This is a genomic window from Porphyromonas pasteri (assembly GCF_014647755.1).
Classification (GTDB): Bacteria; Bacteroidota; Bacteroidia; order Bacteroidales; family Porphyromonadaceae; genus Porphyromonas; species Porphyromonas pasteri.
Window position 1 is genome coordinate 882,104 of the sequence record NZ_BMPU01000001.1, and the last position, 16,618, is coordinate 898,721.

General features: G+C 55.9%; 11 protein-coding genes. 5 read left to right on the top strand and 6 right to left on the bottom strand.

Features of this window, described 5'->3' with window-relative positions:
- Nucleotides 1-8: 8 nt before the first annotated feature.
- Complete coding sequence (gene dgt, locus IEX77_RS03435) at nucleotides 9-1,349, bottom strand: dGTP triphosphohydrolase (protein WP_188807704.1); 1,341 nt, start codon at nucleotides 1,347-1,349, stop codon at nucleotides 9-11.
- 852 nt (nucleotides 1,350-2,201) lie between these two features.
- On the opposite strand from dgt, the gene IEX77_RS03440 reads away from it, so the two are divergent.
- From IEX77_RS03440 to cobM, 5 genes are all read left to right on the top strand, one after another.
- Nucleotides 2,202-3,869 (top strand): DUF4836 family protein, encoded by a 1,668-nt coding sequence (locus IEX77_RS03440; RefSeq protein ID WP_188807705.1) that lies wholly within the window; start codon nucleotides 2,202-2,204, stop codon nucleotides 3,867-3,869.
- 187 nt (nucleotides 3,870-4,056) lie between these two features.
- Nucleotides 4,057-5,364 (top strand): Na+/H+ antiporter NhaC family protein, encoded by a 1,308-nt coding sequence (locus tag IEX77_RS03445; RefSeq protein WP_188807706.1) that lies wholly within the window; start codon nucleotides 4,057-4,059, stop codon nucleotides 5,362-5,364.
- A 6-nt stretch (nucleotides 5,365-5,370) separates the two neighbouring features.
- Complete coding sequence (locus tag IEX77_RS03450) at nucleotides 5,371-5,916, top strand: GNAT family N-acetyltransferase (protein ID WP_188807707.1); 546 nt, start codon at nucleotides 5,371-5,373, stop codon at nucleotides 5,914-5,916.
- Between the two features lie 24 nt (nucleotides 5,917-5,940).
- On the top strand, nucleotides 5,941-7,089 hold the full coding sequence (locus IEX77_RS03455; protein ID WP_188807708.1) for an iron-containing alcohol dehydrogenase: 1,149 nt from the start codon (nucleotides 5,941-5,943) through the stop codon (nucleotides 7,087-7,089).
- Nucleotides 7,090-7,119: 30 nt separating this feature from the next.
- Nucleotides 7,120-8,940 (top strand): precorrin-4 C(11)-methyltransferase, encoded by a 1,821-nt coding sequence (gene cobM / locus IEX77_RS03460; RefSeq protein WP_188807709.1) that lies wholly within the window; start codon nucleotides 7,120-7,122, stop codon nucleotides 8,938-8,940.
- 563 nt (nucleotides 8,941-9,503) lie between these two features.
- Here the strand turns inward: cobM and IEX77_RS03465 are convergent.
- The 5 genes from IEX77_RS03465 to IEX77_RS03485 form a co-directional block, all read right to left on the bottom strand.
- On the bottom strand, nucleotides 9,504-12,080 hold the full coding sequence (locus tag IEX77_RS03465) for a TonB-dependent receptor (protein WP_188807710.1): 2,577 nt from the start codon (nucleotides 12,078-12,080) through the stop codon (nucleotides 9,504-9,506).
- A 338-nt stretch (nucleotides 12,081-12,418) separates the two neighbouring features.
- Nucleotides 12,419-12,664: a hypothetical protein gene (locus IEX77_RS03470; protein ID WP_044114657.1), complete on the bottom strand. Its 246-nt coding sequence runs from the start codon at nucleotides 12,662-12,664 to the stop codon at nucleotides 12,419-12,421.
- Nucleotides 12,665-12,685: 21 nt separating this feature from the next.
- On the bottom strand, nucleotides 12,686-13,741 hold the full coding sequence (locus IEX77_RS03475) for an SPFH domain-containing protein (RefSeq protein ID WP_188807711.1): 1,056 nt from the start codon (nucleotides 13,739-13,741) through the stop codon (nucleotides 12,686-12,688).
- Between the two features lie 49 nt (nucleotides 13,742-13,790).
- Nucleotides 13,791-15,179 (bottom strand): hypothetical protein, encoded by a 1,389-nt coding sequence (locus IEX77_RS03480; RefSeq protein ID WP_188807712.1) that lies wholly within the window; start codon nucleotides 15,177-15,179, stop codon nucleotides 13,791-13,793.
- Between the two features lie 119 nt (nucleotides 15,180-15,298).
- Entirely contained in the window at nucleotides 15,299-16,609 is a 1,311-nt protein-coding gene (locus IEX77_RS03485; protein WP_188807713.1) for a hypothetical protein, read from the bottom strand.
- Nucleotides 16,610-16,618 lie beyond the last annotated feature (9 nt).

The following is a 16,618-nucleotide window of genomic DNA, read 5'->3' on the forward strand; positions in this document are numbered from 1 at the left end:
GCGAGCGCTTAGACCGCAGGGAGGTTCATCCCCGTGATGCGGCGATAGAGGTCGAGGGCATAGATATCCGTCATCCCCGAGATATAGTCCAGCGTGCTCTGGATGCGTCCGTACATCGAGGACTGCCCCATCTCATACTGGCTACTTACGCGACTGAGGAGCGTGCGGCTGTACTGGTAGTCGGGGTGAAGCTGTGCCTCGAGGAGCTGATCCAGCAGGGCGGTGAAGATACGATGCCCTGCGAGCTCGACGTCGACGACCTCGCGAGCCCGATAGATGCGGGCATAGGCCGTCTGGCTACATGCCTCGTAGGCAGCCTTCGTGCGTGGCTCGAGGTGATGGATGAGGCTACCAGAGAAGGTCCCCGCGAGGATCTCCCGCTCAGCATCGAGGAAGATACCTGCGGCCTCCTCGACCAAGAGGTTGATGACCTTGGAGCGCAGGTAAGCCGTCTGCTCGTTGGGATCAGTGATATGCCGAAGGCCCTGCTGCACCTCCCGAAGCTCCGCCTCGGAGAAGAAGGCCGAGAGCAACCCCTGTGCCTCCTCACGACTCAGGATGTGGAGCTTCGCGGCATCCTCGATGTCCATAATCTGATAGCATATATCGTCTGCGGCCTCCACGAGGTAGACCAGCGGATGGCGGGCATAGCTCAGCGCTGAGGCGGTGCGTCGCTCGAGACCCAGCTCTGTGGCGACCTCCTTCATCGTCTCCTCTTCGGTGGCGAAGAAGCCGAACTTACTCTTCCCCCCTGCCAAGAGACTGCTGTAGGGATACTTCACGATGCTCGCCACCGTGCTATACGTCAGGGCAAAGCCCCCAGGACGGCGACCACGGAACTGATGTGTCAGGAGGCGGAAGGCATTCGCATTCCCCTCGAAGTAGAGGAAGTCCTCCCAGCGTCCGCCCTCGGCACGTACCAAAGGCTCCCAGCGCTTCCCTGGGCCTTCACCGAAGTAAGCGCTGATCGCACGCTCTCCGCTGTGTCCGAAGGGCGGATTCCCCATATCGTGTGCCAGACACGCAGCGCTGACGATGGCACTGATCCCCGAGCGGAAGGGCGTCTCACGATCGGAGGGATAGCGCTCGGAGAGCACCTCCCCGACGATGTTGCCCAGCGAGCGCCCGAGGCAGCTCACCTCGAGGCTATGCGTCAGGCGGTTGTGCACGAAGATGTTCCCAGGGAGTGGGAAGACCTGCGTCTTATTCTGTAGGCGACGGAAGGCAGGCGAGAAGACTAAGCGGTCATAGTCCCGCTCGAAGTCGCTTCGTGCCCAGCCCCGCGACTGGGGGCGCTCTGCGCGGTCTGCACCCAGACGGCGGTCAGAGAGGAGTTGGGTCCAATGCATTGGCTTAGGATCGAGAGCGAGCAGGGAGACTCCCCGCTCGTAGTAAGGAGATGAATGATACCACAAAGGTAGTGCATCTAAGCGCTTTAACCCTCATCTCCCCCGAGATCAGGATACATGCCCCGAAGGAGGTGATGTGAACTAATATAGGTCGGCGCGCTGACCTATATTGAGATTGTTGCACAGAGTCCTGTTTCCTATTTAGAGTGCTAAGGCATCGTGCGCCCAGCTCCCCGATACACCTCTCCGAAGTGACCGAGCAAGCCCTACGCCTTATCACATATATTCCTCTTATCCTGCGAAGGAAAAAGTGTCCTTCTCATGAAGGAAAGAGCGCCTTCACATAGTGGTTTTTCAGTATCTATGCACGTAGTCTTAAAGACTAGGTACGTAAATCCAAATGTCCACGTACGTAGATATTAGAGCCACGTACGTAGCCCAAACTTATTTGCCACTCGTCCACAACTTTTATCCCTACGCGGAGCAACAGTCTCATATTGGTCGAGAAGCGAAGCTATATAGGTCGATATATGTGACCTATATTGGTTCGAGCAGTGACCTATATAGGTTCGTCCGGTGACCTATATAGGTCGCTATCCCCCTCCTCCACAGCTCGGAGCAGCGAAGCGATATACATCTGAATATCAATCACTAACGAAGCGCCTTTAGTCTCCCATTTCCCCGCTCTACTCTTCGGCACAGCGACATCCTTTGCTCCCAGGATAATAGGAGGAGCGAAATGCCCGTTTGAGCTAGTAGCTAAGTGATCACACGGAGCGGCCTCTTTTGTGGATATATCCCTATATTTGCAGTATATAGATGCCCCCAATTAACTACACATCATAGCGACTTATGAAACGAATCAAACATTACCTTCTCCTCTTAGCAGTCCTTGCCCTCGGGCTCTCCAGCTGTAGCAAGGACCAAGCTTACCAGCATGCCCTGCCGGCTGATGCCTTCTCGGTATGCTCCTTCGACCTCAAGTCCATGGCCAAGAAAGCCGGCGTCACCAACAGTAAGGATGGCGAGCTACAGAAGCGTCTCACCGAGATGCTGAGCGACAGCGAGGAGGCCGAAGCCTACTACAAGGAGCTCATCCAAAACCCCAGCAAGAGCGGTGTCGACCTCAAGAGCCCCGTCTTCCTCTTCTCCAATGAAAAGGTCAGCCTCGGCTACCTCCTGCGTGTAGATGACAAGAGCAAGCTCGAGGCCTGTGTGAACAAGCTCCGTAAGCTCCGCAACAAGGATGCTGCAGCTCTCAAGGCCGAGGACGGCATCTTCTTCGATATCGACGAAGACTCCACCGAACCCGAAGATGTCGAATACGATGAGAGTGAGTACGACACCATCGAAGAGACCAGCGACACGACAGCCCACCAGTCCCCGATCTCTACCTATCATGCCTCAGGGAATGTCACGGTCTACGCCTTCAATGACAAGGCTTTCATCTCCCTCAACACCAGCGAGTCGACCATCGAAGAGACGAAGCAGCTCGCTAAGCAGTACCTCAGCCAGACCAAGGACAAGAGCTATGTAGCTACCCCAGCCTTCCGTGACCTCGAGGACCAGAAGGGCGATATCCGCGGTGTCCTCTCGATGTCAAAGTTCCTGGACTCCAGCTATGGCAAATCAATGACTAAGAACATTGTAGGCCTTTCGGATGCCACCAACTTCGATGGCATCGATATGAAGAAGTGCTACATGCTCTACTCAGTCTCCTTCGAGACGGGCGAAGTCGTAGGTACCATGACCTATGGTAGCGAAGACAAGGAGATCCTTAAGAAGCTCAAGAAGATCGCCGAGGAAGTCTCTCCCAAGTCCGTACAGGATGACCTCGTGAAGTACCTCCCCAAGGATAGCTACATAACCGCTGCTGCTACGATCAGCGCACAGAAGCTCCTCGAGCACTACAGCAAGCTCCCTACCTTCAAGGAAGCACTCTCAAACCTCAAGGAGGAAGGTATCGATATCGAAGCTATTGCTCCCACCCTCGGAGAGGAGATCGCCTTCACCTTCCCCCACATCAACGCGGAGCAGTCGGAATTCGGCCTCGTAGGCTACCTCAAGACGAAGGATGCTACGCTCGTGGACATGCTCTACCAGCAGGCTGAGAAGGAGCACTCTGGCAGATACATCAAGGACGGTGGTGAGCACCGCTATCGCAATGCGGATGATCCCTTCTTCTTCGGCTACCAAGATGGTGTGACCTATATGGCCTACGGCGGTATGGGAAGAGAGCTGCTCTTCAAGACGTCGGGTGAGAACTTCACGAAGCACAGCGACTACAGCTCGCTCAAGAAGGGCAACAGCTTCTCCTACATCGACCTGAAGAAGCTCCTGACGACGGCTCCTACCTCTGATCTGCTCCAGATGTTTATCGGCGAGAAGGCCAAGGCCTTCCGCGTCCTCCAGTCCCTGAGCTTCACGGCCACCAATCTCGATGGTAAGATGAGCCTGAAGATCGACTCGAAGGAGAACTCGCTGAAGACGCTCGCAGACCTCTTCGCCGCCCTGCGATAATCCCTCACGATCAGCGCTCTGCACCGAGCGCCCCCCTTACGCAGTGCCTCGCCCCTCGATCTGAGGAGCGGGGCACTGCGCATTTAGCGGGCACTCACCCGCCAGATAGTCGGAATAGAATGCGTACCTTTGTGCCACTGTGCAAGGGATTTGCACGACGTACATTCCATCATTTACTCCCTCCCGCATGCAGCAAGATACCCCTACATTTTCGCCGAAGCGATGGGGCTGGTTCGGTCTGAGCCCTCTCATCGTCTTCCTCTCCGTCTATCTACTGACCTCGATTTGTGCAGGGGACTTCTATAAGATGCCCATCACGGTGGCCTTCACAGTAGCCTCGATCTATGCCGTCGCTATCACCCGCGGCATCAAGCTCGAGGAGCGTATCCGCCAGTACTCACGTGGTGCCTCCGACCCGAATATCCTCCTGATGATCTGGATCTTCGTCTTGGCTGGTGCCTTCGCTACAGGTGCTAAGAGTATGGGTGCCATTGACGCGACCGTGAACCTCATCCTCTCGCTCCTCCCCTCCTCGCTCCTCCTCCCTGGACTCTTCATCGCGGCGTGCTTCATCTCCCTCTCCATCGGCACGAGTGTCGGCACGGTCATCGCCCTCGTACCCATCGCCCTCGGGCTCGGTGAGAGCCTCGGGCTATCGAATGCCTATGTAGCTGCCGTCGTCACGGGGGGCGCCTTCTTCGGCGACAACCTCTCGTTCATCTCCGACACGACTATCGCTGCGACCCGCACACAGGGCTGTAGCATGAAGGATAAGTTCCGTGCGAACATCGCTATCGTCCTACCAGCCGCCATCATCGCTCTCGTCCTCTACTTCGTCGTCGGGCTGGAGCTCCCTGCCGTACGTCCCTCGGGCGAAGGCTCCTTCCTCCTCACCCTCCCCTACCTCCTTGTCCTCGTGGCGGCCGTCGCTGGAATGAACGTGCTGGGCGTCCTCACCCTCGGCATCATCGCCTGCGGTGCTGTCGGGCTGGGTACAGGTACGCTACCCGCCTGGGACTGGATAGCCGCTCTCGGCAGTGGTATCACGGGCATGGGCGAGCTAATCATCGTGACACTGATGGCAGGCGGTGTACTCGAGCTCATCCGCTACAACGGCGGTATCGATTACCTCCTCAGGCACCTCACGCGTGGCATCAGTGGCAAGCGCGGGGCTGAGCTGACTATCGCTATCCTAGTCTCTGTGGCCAACCTCTGCACAGCAAACAATACGATCGCTATCCTCACCACGGGCAAGGTATCCCGTGAGATCACGAAGCAGTACGGCCTCGATCCTCGCAAGACGGCAAGTATCCTCGATACCTTCTCCTGCTTCGTGCAGGGACTCATCCCCTATGGTGCACAGCTCCTCCTTGCTTCGAAGCTCGCAGGTGTGTCGCCCATGGACATCGTCCCCAACCTCTACTATCCCTTCATCATGGGTGGCTGCGCACTGCTCTCGATCCTCCTGCGCTTCCCACGCCGCTACTCCCGCTGACCCGTCATGCCTACCATCGAGCTATACCCTATACCTTGGGGACAAGAGCCCCCAGCACATCTGCGACAGATCTATGAGGAAGCCTTCCCTCCCGAAGAGCGTCGTCCGTGGACGCAGCTCTTCGGCCCAGAGCGCTGCGAACATATAGCTCAGCTCATCCTCTCCGATGACGAGGTCGTGGGCTTCGTCGTAGGCTGGGAGCTACCTTCATCACATTACTTTGAGTACCTTGTCATTGATCCCAATCGAAGAGGACAAGGCCTTGGTAGTAAGGTACTCCAGCTGCTGGGACAGCTCTACGATGACGAATATCCCATCGTCCTCGAAGCCGAACCAGCGGGCTACTCACCGATGGCGGAGCGACGCTTAGCCTTCTATGCACGCTTTGGGCTCATCGTACAGCCCTTCGACTACCGCCAGCCACCCTATGGAGCAGACCTCCCCTGGGTCGATCTACACTTACTCTCTAATCGCTCTCTGCAGGAAGCAGACTTCCTCCGCATCCAGCAGGAGATCCACCGCCAAGTCTACCGTATCTCTTCAGACAAGTAATGTCTATCCAACAAGTAAAGCCCTATGAATAACTTCACCTTCCGCAATCCCACCAAGCTCGTCTTCGGCAAAGACAGCATCCTGGAGCTCCCGAAGCTCCTTCCCTCAGATGCCAAGATCCTCCTCACCTTCGGCGGGGGTAGCGTCAAGCGTAATGGTGTCTACGAAGCCGTCATCAGTCAGCTCAGTGGCTTCCAGACCGTAGAGTTCTGGGGCATCGAACCTAACCCCAAGGTAGAGACCCTGCGTAAGGCTATCGCACTTGGGAAGCAGGAGGGAGTCACCTTCGTCCTCGCAGTGGGCGGAGGGAGTGTCCTCGATGCCAGCAAGCTTATCGTCAATGCTATCCCCTCGGAGCGTGATGCTTGGGATCTCGTACTACATGGGGCTGACCGAAGCGTCCAGACCCTTCCACTTGGCACCGTGCTGACGATCCCCGCTACGGGCTCAGAGATGAACCGTGGAGCCGTGATCTCCAGCGAAGCGACACATGAGAAGTTCGGCTTCTACAACGAATATCCTCTATTCTCGATCCTCGATCCGAGCTATACCTATTCCCTACCCGACTACCAGATAGCGTGCGGTATCGCCGATAGCTTCATCCACGTCGTAGAGCAGTACCTCACCCGTGTCGGGGAGAGTCCTCTCATGGATCGCTGGGCAGAAGGCATTCTACTCACCCTCATCGAGGAGGCAGACAAGATCAAGGCTCAGCCTGCAGACTACGATGCACGTGCCACCTTCATGCTCTCGGCGACGATGGCACTCAATGGCTTCATCTCTATGGGCGTGACACAAGACTGGGCGACCCATCGCATAGGGCATGAGATCACGGCTCTCACGGGGCTAACGCATGGTCACACACTGGTCATCGTCCTACCCGCCCTCCTCAGAGAGCAGGCTGGCAAGGGGAAGCATGCCAAGCTCCTGCAGTATGCCTCCCGTATCTGGGGTCTTACCGAGGGTAGTGAGGACGAACGCATCACTCAGGCTATCGACAAGACGGAAGCATTCTTCCGTTCGCTTGGTCTCGAGACGCGTCTCGCTGAGCGTGGCTTCGGAGATGACCTACGCGAAGAGGTCGTCCGTCGCTTCCGTGAGCGTGGCACCCTCCTCGGTGAAGATCAAGACATCGACCACGAAGCAGTAGCACGCATCCTTGCTCGCTGCTAATCCCCCCTTATCATACACAAAACCTCCTCTATGACTCTTGCCATCCTTGCCGTCTCACCCCAAGGGATCCAGACGGCTAAGCCAATCCTATCCAACTATCCCGATGCTCGCCTCTTCTCCACTCACCCTGGGGAAGGGGTCGAGCACATCGATCATATCCAGTCGTTCGTAGCCGAGCAGTTCACCGCATTCGAAGGGTGGATCTTCATCGGAGCTATGGGTATCTGTGTGCGTAGCATCGCTCCACTGATCGGGCACAAGTACACCGATCCAGCGGTGATCAACATCGACAGCACGGGGCGCCACGTCGTCTCCGTCCTCTCTGGACACATCGGCGGTGCCAACGAGCTGACACGTGACCTCGCCGCCCTCCTCAGTGCCGAGCCCGTCATCAGCACGCAGACTGACAATACAGGCCTGTGGGCTCTGGATCTCTTCTCTCGCCGCTATGGCTGGGTGACCAAGGCCAGCTCCGAGGGGCTGAACCGCCCCATCGCTCTCTATACAAATGGAGAGAAGACCGCCCTCCTCCTCGAGGTGCAGGACAAGGGTACAAGCGAGCTGGAGCGTACCAAGGCCGACCATGTCGACGTCTATTACTCACGTGAGGAGCTTATCCCTCGTCTCTCCGAGTACGCGCTGCTCCTCGTCGTCTCCTACCGAGCACTGGAGACCGACCTACTCCCCGTCGTGCACTTCATCCCGCCCGTATTGAGCCTCGGCCTCGGCTGCCGCTATCAGTGCGACCCCAAGGATATTGTCAGCTATATCCTCGGTGAGATACACCGTCACGGCTTCTTCCCCGAGGCCATCCACCATTTGGCGACCATCGATCTCAAGAAGGACGAGCCGCTCCTGCATGAGCTCGCCGCGACCCTCCAGCTCACTCCCGAGATCTACACCGCAGCCGACCTGGCAGACGTAGAGGTCGCTAATCCCTCGAAGAAGGTCCACGAGGTGACGGGCGTATGGGGCGTAGCTGAGAGCACGGCACGCTATGCTGCCTCCCTCGGCAGTCTTGTCCTCGAGAAGCAGAAGGGCATGCTCCACAATGGCAATGACTTCACCTTCGCTCTGGCTGTAGAGCGCAGTGCAGAGCGCCGCGGACATATCGAGATCGTCGGTGCAGGTCCTGGTGACCCCGACCTCATCTCCATCCGTGGTCGTCAGTGGCTGGAGATCGCTGACCTCATCCTCTATGCGGGAAGCCTCGTCCCTCGTGCTCTCACGCTATGCGCTAAGCCAGGTGCTACGGTGCGTAGCTCTGCTGACATGAACCTCGAGGAGCAGTTCGCTCTGATGAAGGAGTTCTACGACAAGGGTCTCATCGTCGCCCGCCTTCACACCGGTGACCCCTGTATCTACGGGGCTATCCAGGAGCAGATGGCCTTCTTCGATGCCTATGGGATGAGCTACCATATCACCCCAGGGATCTCGTCCTTCCAGGCGGCAGCTGCAGAGCTCCGCTCACAGTTCACCATCCCCGAGAAGACGCAGACCATCATCTTGACGCGTGGCGAAGGCCGCACGAAGATGCCCGAGACGGAGCAGCTTCACCTCTTGGCTCGCTCACAGAGCACGATGTGTATCTTCCTCAGCGCGGGTATCGTCGACGACGTACAGCGCCAGCTCCTTGAGCACTATCCCGAGGATACGCCCGTCGCGGCCTGCTACCACCTGACGTGGCCTGACCAGCGTATCTACCGTGGCGTACTGCGTGACCTCGCACAGATTGTCCACGAGAACAAGCTCACCCTGACGACGATGATCGTCGTCGGCGAAGCCATCGACAATCGCAAGGGGCTCTCTCGCCTCTATGCCGATGAGTTCAAGCACCTCTTCCGCAAGTAGTCTCTCGCGCTACCCAAGAGAGTAGCCAACGAGAGCAAAAGGTCACGGCCTCCATCCCTACCGAGTAGAGATGGAGGCCGTGACCTTTTATATGGGGAGCGTATATCTGCTTAGATGAGGCTGTAGCCGAGAGTCCAGCCCTCTATTTAGAGTGCTAAGGCATCGTGCGCCCAGCTCCCCGATATACCTCTCCGAAGTGATACGCAAGCCCTTCGCCTTATCGCGAGTATTCCTCTTATCCAGCGAAGGGAAAAGCATTGTTCTCGTGAAGAAAAAAGTGCCTTCACATAGTGGTTTTCTCTATCTACGTACGTAGTCTTAAAGACCAGGCACGTCAATCTAAATATCCACGTACGTAGATATTAGAGCCACGTACGTAGCCCAAACTTATCTGCCACTCGTCCACAACTTTTATCCCTACGCGGAGCAACAACCTAATATAGATCACTTCACAAAGCTATATAGGAAGCAGTCCAAAGCCATATAGCTTTGGACTGCTTCCTATATAGTTCTACCTACGCACCCATATACCTATATATGGGATCATTGCGCAAGGCTATCTCTTAGATATCGAAGGTCGCCGAGAGATAGAGGCGACGAGGACGGTTAGGCCCATAGATGTAGTCCGAAGCTCGTCCAGGACCCATATCGGTATCCTTCTGATAAGCATTGAGGAAGTTCTGTACCCCCGCATCCAGCGTGAGCTTCACCAGCGAAGTGAGGCTGATGGCATAGCTCACACGGAAGTCAAGATCAACAAAGGGCTTTGCCTTGTATAGGTAAGCTGACCCTGCATTCTGCCCACGATAGTGCGTCCCATCACGCACGACATCAAAGTGCCCCAGAGCATTCAGCTCATTAGCTTGGAGGTTGAGATCCCCCACTCCTTCGTAGGCGGCATGAGGTACCTTCATCGAGCCCGTATAGGTGCCCGAGAGGACGAAGCTCAGAGCAGAGGTAGGACGAAGCGTAGCGGTCAGATAGCCGTAGAGATTAGGGGTACGCTCGTAGTCTCGTGTGGTGACCTTGGCCTGCGTAGGATTGTCTTCATCAGCATCGAAGAGCACCTTGTCCTGCCCGTAGAGGCTGCGCTGTAGGGTCACGCCGCCCTGCAGGTCGAAGAGGCGCTGGTACGCCAGACGAGCCTCGAAGCTCAGGCCATAGACCTTGCTCATCCCGTCACGAGCGTTGATGATCGTGATGACCTTGCGCCCCGTCTTGGGGTCGAGGACACCATCCTCGTTGTCTGGAGTGAACTTGTCTCGGATCCAGGTAGCGAAGCCTTCACCCATGAGGTTGAGCTGCCAGCCCTTCCCCAGCGTGGTGTACCAGTCGAAGGAGGCGCTGAGACTGCGAGAGCGCTCTTCCTTCAGATCCTTCGCTAGGACACGCTCCTTGGGCTCACCACCCGCCAGCGTGACATGCATCTCCTCATCGAAGAACTGAGGAGCACGGAAGCCTTCGCTGTAAGAGAGGCGCAGACTGAGGTCCTTGGTAGGATTGAAGCGTACGTTTGCTCTGGGGCTGAAGATGAGGAGCGGGTCAATGCTCTTCTGCCCCCCTTGCGTCAGACGGACATAGTCGAAGCGCCCACCGAGGAGGAAGTTCCACCGGTCGGTCGAATACTCCAGCTGGTCGTACTGAGACCAAGTCGTTGTGACCTGATCGATCCCATGAGCACGGTAGCCACTCTTATCGTTGAGCGTCGAGTAAGCACCCTCAGCACCTACCGTAAGAGTAAGTGACTTGGGGAACTTGTGGACATAGGTACCGCCCCCCTGGAAGTCAAAGCCCTTGGTCTCGCCATAGGCTGTCAGTGCCTTGAGAGCATCGTCATAGGCCTTCTGATACACCTCGGCCTGCTTCTTCTCCTCGTCAGTGCCTTGGGCATTACCACGAGGGAGGTTGATCAGGGGCTTCAGAAGCTCATCGGCGTAGTTGCCCCCACCATAGTAGCTCTTACGCAGGACCTTCTGCCCCGAGGCATAGAGACTGAAGCTGTCGTTGCCCTCAGCAGTCGTCTGGTCGAAGCGTAGGCTTCCCCCATCGACGAAGTGCTGGAGGTACTCAGCGATACGAGCTTGGAAGGGTGCTTCGCTCAGGCGATCACCACCACGACGATACTCGTGCATGGAGCGGTATTCAGCCGTCAGCTTGCCATAGATGCCCGTCTTGTAGTAGGCACGGAAGCCGAGGGCTCTATTCTTCAGTTCGGGAATATCGGTGAAGTCATCCCCATCGACATCCACGATCCCTCGAGAGGAATGCTGACCGAAGATCATCGCAGCAGCACGGCGGTCTTCGCTGACCAGAGAACCGTTGAACGAGGTGGTAGGCATCAGCGAAGTGTATGCCCCCTTGTTCTGCTGGAAGGAAGTATAGCTCTGGCGAAGGCTAGCGGTATTGCGCAGAGGCTCTCTTGTGATCACATTGATCACCCCACCGACGGCATTAGCACCGAAGAGGGCTGATCCACCCCCACGTACCACCTCGACACGCTCGATCATAGAGGCAGGGATCTGCTCCAGACCATAAACGCCAGCAAGCGAGCTGAAGATAGGACGGCTATCGATGAGGATCTGAGAATAAGCCCCTTCAAGCCCGTTGATACGCACTTGGTTGAAGCCACAGTTCTGACAGTTGTCCTCGATGCGAAGACCTGGCTGGAAGCGGAGACCTTGGCTGAGGTTCTCCGAATTGGTCTTCTTGAAGATCTCCTGCGAGAGGACGGTGACAAGGCTCGGTGCATGACGGCGAAGCGTCTCCTGACGATTAGCCGAGACGACGACCCCATCGAGGTCAATACTCTGCTGCTGGAGGTAGAGATCGAGGTGGCGACTATTCCCAGCTTCGATACCGACACGGCTCTCCTCCACCCCATAGCCCACGAGACGTGCTTGGATGGTATAAGAGCCCGGAGCAAGGCCTTGGATGGAGAATGCTCCATGGACATCGGTCGTCGTACCAATAGTCGTCCCCTTGATGAGAACCTGGACATTAGGAAGGGCTTCGTGAGTCGAAGCATCGACGACGGTACCCACGATACTCCCCGTCGTCGCTGAGTGCTGTGCCTGAGCTTGCCCAAGGGCCACAAGGACAAGGCTCAGCAGTAGTGCCATACGGCAAATAATACTCTTCATGTATACTATAAGTTGATTATACGAATCGGACCAACAACAGAGCAAGACGTAGTCCTCCCAGCGCAACTCACCCGTCAAAGGATCCAGGGAAAGGGCTACATGTCGAGCGGAGAGAGAGGCTTTCTCGAGAGCGATTCCTCGGTAGAGCGAGGGATCTTGTTCTGTTTAGGTCTACACAAAGTTAAACACAGAAAGCACAACTATGGATCACCTACCCACAAAATACCTATTGCTGGGGATAGACTGATACCCGCTAATAAGCTAATAAATAGGTCACGGCCTCCATCTCTACTCGGTAGAGATGGAGGCCGTGACCTATTATTATTAAGGAATAGTCCTTAGTCCTTCTTGCGCTGAGCGATAGAGCCCGAAGACTTATCGTAGCGGTTGGAGCGACCGCCGAAGAAGAAGGGCAGGATGACCGTGAAGACCAAGAGAGCCCCCAGCACGACGAGGCCCGTGATCCAGGCCTTGGTCAAGTCGGCAGAGGTGATGGGGAGTTCGACACCCCACATCCCAAGGAGATAGAAGGCCAGCGTGGCCAGGAGAAGCAGCGTGATGATGCCGCCAAAGATGTACTTCATAAGTCAGATCTGTCTGAGGGGTTAGAGTTGATCAAGAATCTCTTGCTTCTTCTTGTCGTAGTCTTCCTGCGTGATGACGCCCTCGCTGAGGAGGAGCTTGAGCTGCGTGAGGCGACGAAGCAGTGGATCATCGGAGCCGAGGTCCTCGGTCTTTACCTGAGGAGCCTCGGGTGCAGGAGTTGCAGGAGCAGGCTCTTCGCCATTTATGGTCTGAGTGAGCTTCTTACCCAGCTCCAGACCAAGCCCCATCTGCAGACCTGCGGCACCGATACCACCTTCGTTACGAGCAGCATCGCGCAGAGCCTCGAGACGCTGCATCTCTTCGTAGCTGATACCGGCTTCACTGGCAGCAAGGCTCTCGGCCGTGATGTCTGCTACGCGAGCGATACGCTGGCTCGTAGCCTTATCATAGTGGGTACCTGTGATACGCACATCCGTCAGCTCAATACCCAGCTCGTTGAGGATGGGTGCCATCGTAGATTGGAGTTCGCGAGAGATCTCGGGCAGGCGGCCGTCGATCTCGGTGATGGGATACTGATGCGCATGGAGGATAGAGGCGATCTGCTGGTAGGCACGCTCGACGATGACACTCTGGAGTGCACTTACCTCATAGTTAGCGACACCGGCACCGATGAACTGCGTGAAGAAGTGGCTGGGATCAGCGACACGGAAGGCATAGACCCCATGTACACCGAGCTCTACAGGCACCTTGTAGATCGGGTCGACGATGAGGATAGGCGTAGCCGTTCCCCAAGGGATATTGACGATCTGCGTGGTACGGAAGAAGTAGATCTGGAGCTTGTGCTCGCTCTCAAAGCCCTGACGCAGACGCACCAGCGTAGTGAAGAAGGGATGGTTGTCCGTCTTCAGCTGGAAGGAGCCTGCCTCGGTCAAGACCTCGGCGACCTTGCCTTCGTAGACGAGGAGGGCACCCTGACCAGGGGCGACGATGAGCTTACTGCCATCCTTGATTTCATCAAGTGAGGAGGGGAAGCGATACCAGAGATCGCCTGGGCGTGGATCAGCCCACTGGATGACCTGCGCCAGCTGCCCCTTGAAAACATTGAATAGACCCATAGGAAGTATTGTATGTGTGGGGTTAGAGTTATCGTGTTATCTGCTTGTGTTAGTCTTCGCCCTCGACGACCTTGTGGAAGTCCGTGCCTTCCTTGAGCTTACCATCATTAGTAAGCACCCAGGCCTCAGAGGAGCTCGCCACGACATAGCCACCAGAGAAGCGAGTAGTCTTCAGCGTATAAGCGAAGTGATCTTCTTCATCAGAATAGCTCCACAGCACCTTGCCCGTCTGGGCATCCAGGCATCGGAGGATCCTTGTCGCATCAGAGGCTGCCGTGGGCTTGAAAGAAATGAGGACTCGGTCAGCTGCCTCATGAAGGACCGCAGGAGAGAAGTAGTAAGCCCCTGGGGTAAAGTCTTCGTAGCCCTGCAGGCGTGAGCGCTCTGCTGTATAAGGCAAGACGAAGACCTTGCGATAGGGCGAGGCATCAGTGAAGATCCCAGAGCCACCATAGTCTTTCTGCCAGCCGAAGTCTGGCTCATCGTACGGATAACCGACCTGCTCAAGCGTACGGTAGCGCACCAGCTGGATCTGCTGATCCTCATAGTCAGTAGTCTGACGTGAGAAGGTAAAGTGCGTGCCGACCTTAGGAGCGGGGAGCTTCTCCAGATAGCCCTTATAGGCCATCTTCTCGCCATAGAGCTTATTGGGGATAGGATAGTAGACAAAGCTCTTACCCAGATTTGTCATGACCTTCAGGCCATCACCATTGTCCCTATAGACGAACTCTACCGTCGCAAAGCCCTCGCTGAACTCAGCTACCTTATAGTCCTCGCCATGGATCTCCTTCATATCGAGCGTCGAGGGATCGATACGATAGAGGTGCTTCTTATTGAGGATAAGGTAAACTGACCCATCTCCGAACTGACGTAAGCCCGTCACATCGACGCTCCCCTTCAGATCAGGGAGCTGGATATCCTTGAGGACCTTCTTTGTCTCTCCATCATAGAGCCGCACAAAGCCTTGGGCATTCTTTGAGCTCGTATTCATCTGATAGGCAGAGCCACAGACCACCACGACGGGGCGCCCTGCTGCACTGGCAAAGAGCTCGATGGGCTCCAAGTCATAGGACATACGCTCCTTCAGAGTACCGGTATAGCCGTAGCCTCCCTGTGAGGCCGCGATACGCTCGGCCACACGGTCCATCGAGCGACTGGAGGTGAGATTACCGATGATGACCAGGAGGAAGAATGCAAACGATGCCCCTCCTGCGATGAGGAGGCTGCGCTTGGGGTGTGCTGAGAACTGCGACTGGATGAAGGAGAAGGGATTCGAGTTATCGGGTACCGTCTCATGCTTGTGATGGATGGTGATATCATCCGAGTCGAGGAAGAACTCCGTCGAGCAGCTATCACAGCGGTAGTGATCCTCGCGGATCAGCGTGGCGCGCGTGCTACCGCACTGGGGGCATTTCAGAGCTTTGATGTGCTTGGGCATACTGGGTATGAGCTATGCGAAGAGCTATAAATATGTGTAAGTTACGAACGTGATAAAGTCCTGTATTCGTATGGGGCAAAGCCTCTACAAGGACAAATTTAAGTAAGAAATACGAGTAGTTAAGAGCGGCCTTCGATGAGCTTACGATAATCCGTGCTGCTCACGAGCTTACCCTCGTTGGAGATGACGTAGGACGAACGGTTGTTCACCACGACATAGCCACCCGCGAAGCGTGATGCGACGGACCCACCATGGAGATTATTTTCATCATCGGAGTAGCTCCACAGCACCTTCCCGGTCTGGGCATCCAAGCATCGGAGCATTTGCTTAGCGTCATCGGCTGCTGTGGGCTTGAAGGTGATGAGGATCTGGTCTTCCGACTCATCAAGGACCCCAGGCGAGAAGTAATAAGCCCCAGGAGTCAGATCTTCATACCCCTGCAGACGCGCACGCTTCTCACTGGTGGAGCTGATCAAAAAGTCCTCACCATCCCAGCTCCGCCATTGGAACCTTGGGTATTCGCAAGGATAGCCGTCCTGCTCGAGTCTACGGTAGCGTATGAGCTGGAGCTGCTTATTGGGATAGTCTGAGGACTCAAGCGAAAAGGAGAAGTGTGTAGCTACCTGAGGAGCTGGGAGCGTCTCCAGAGGAGCAAAATAAGCCTCCCTCTCCGTATAGATCTTATCAGCAATGGGATAGTAGACGAAGCTCTCACCCAGATTTGTCTTGACCTCCAAGGCATCCCCAAACTGAGAGTAATAAAATACCACCTTTGCAAATCCCTGAGTGAGCTCAGGGCGCTTATAGTCCTCACCATGGACCTCCGTCATATCGAGCGTCGAGGGATCGAGCCTATAAAGGTGAGCCTCATTGAAGACAATGTAAAAAGCCCCATCCCCAAATCGGCGCATATCCATATTCTGGATTCGCCCCTTCACGTCAAGGAGCTCAATCTTCTTAACCAGCTTTTGAGTCTCCCCATCAAAGAAGGACACGAAGCTCTTAGCATCATCGACATTGCTTGAGCTGGCCGGACGAGCAGTGCCAAAGATCACGACGATCGGACGTCCCGCTGTAGTGGTAAAGGTAGCGAGCTCCTCAATACTGTAGGACATCCCCTCCTCTCCGCTACCCATCCCCGAGCTTCCTGCACGGGATCTTCCGAAGGTAATAAGCCCTATGATAATGAGTGAGAAGAAGACCGTCACCGCAAGGAGGACGAGGAAGAAGCGCTTGAACTTCGCTGCGAAGGTATTTCCGAGGGGAGATCCATTGCGCTCCGTCTCAAACTTGTGATGGATAGTGATATCATCCGAGTCGAGATAAAACTCTGTCGAGCAGCTGTCGCAGCGGTAGTGATCCTCGCGAAGCAGTGTGGCACGCGTACTACCACACTGCGGACATTTGATCGTTTTGATATGCGTGGGCATCCTGTATAT

What these genes read in the sequence shown, in the direction of transcription:
- IEX77_RS03455 (WP_188807708.1), top strand. Translation starts at nt 5,941, where the DNA reads ATGAATAACTTCACCTTCCGCAATCCCACCAAGCTCGTCTTCGGCAAA.
- cobM (WP_188807709.1), top strand. Translation starts at nt 7,120, where the DNA reads ATGACTCTTGCCATCCTTGCCGTCTCACCCCAAGGGATCCAGACGGCT.
- IEX77_RS03445 (WP_188807706.1), top strand. Translation starts at nt 4,057, where the DNA reads ATGCAGCAAGATACCCCTACATTTTCGCCGAAGCGATGGGGCTGGTTC.
- dgt (WP_188807704.1), bottom strand. Translation starts at nt 1,349, where the DNA reads ATGCATTGGACCCAACTCCTCTCTGACCGCCGTCTGGGTGCAGACCGC.
- IEX77_RS03485 (WP_188807713.1), bottom strand. Translation starts at nt 16,609, where the DNA reads ATGCCCACGCATATCAAAACGATCAAATGTCCGCAGTGTGGTAGTACG.
- IEX77_RS03440 (WP_188807705.1), top strand. Translation starts at nt 2,202, where the DNA reads ATGAAACGAATCAAACATTACCTTCTCCTCTTAGCAGTCCTTGCCCTC.
- IEX77_RS03450 (WP_188807707.1), top strand. Translation starts at nt 5,371, where the DNA reads ATGCCTACCATCGAGCTATACCCTATACCTTGGGGACAAGAGCCCCCA.
- IEX77_RS03480 (WP_188807712.1), bottom strand. Translation starts at nt 15,179, where the DNA reads ATGCCCAAGCACATCAAAGCTCTGAAATGCCCCCAGTGCGGTAGCACG.
- IEX77_RS03465 (WP_188807710.1), bottom strand. Translation starts at nt 12,080, where the DNA reads ATGAAGAGTATTATTTGCCGTATGGCACTACTGCTGAGCCTTGTCCTT.
- IEX77_RS03475 (WP_188807711.1), bottom strand. Translation starts at nt 13,741, where the DNA reads ATGGGTCTATTCAATGTTTTCAAGGGGCAGCTGGCGCAGGTCATCCAG.
- IEX77_RS03470 (WP_044114657.1), bottom strand. Translation starts at nt 12,664, where the DNA reads ATGAAGTACATCTTTGGCGGCATCATCACGCTGCTTCTCCTGGCCACG.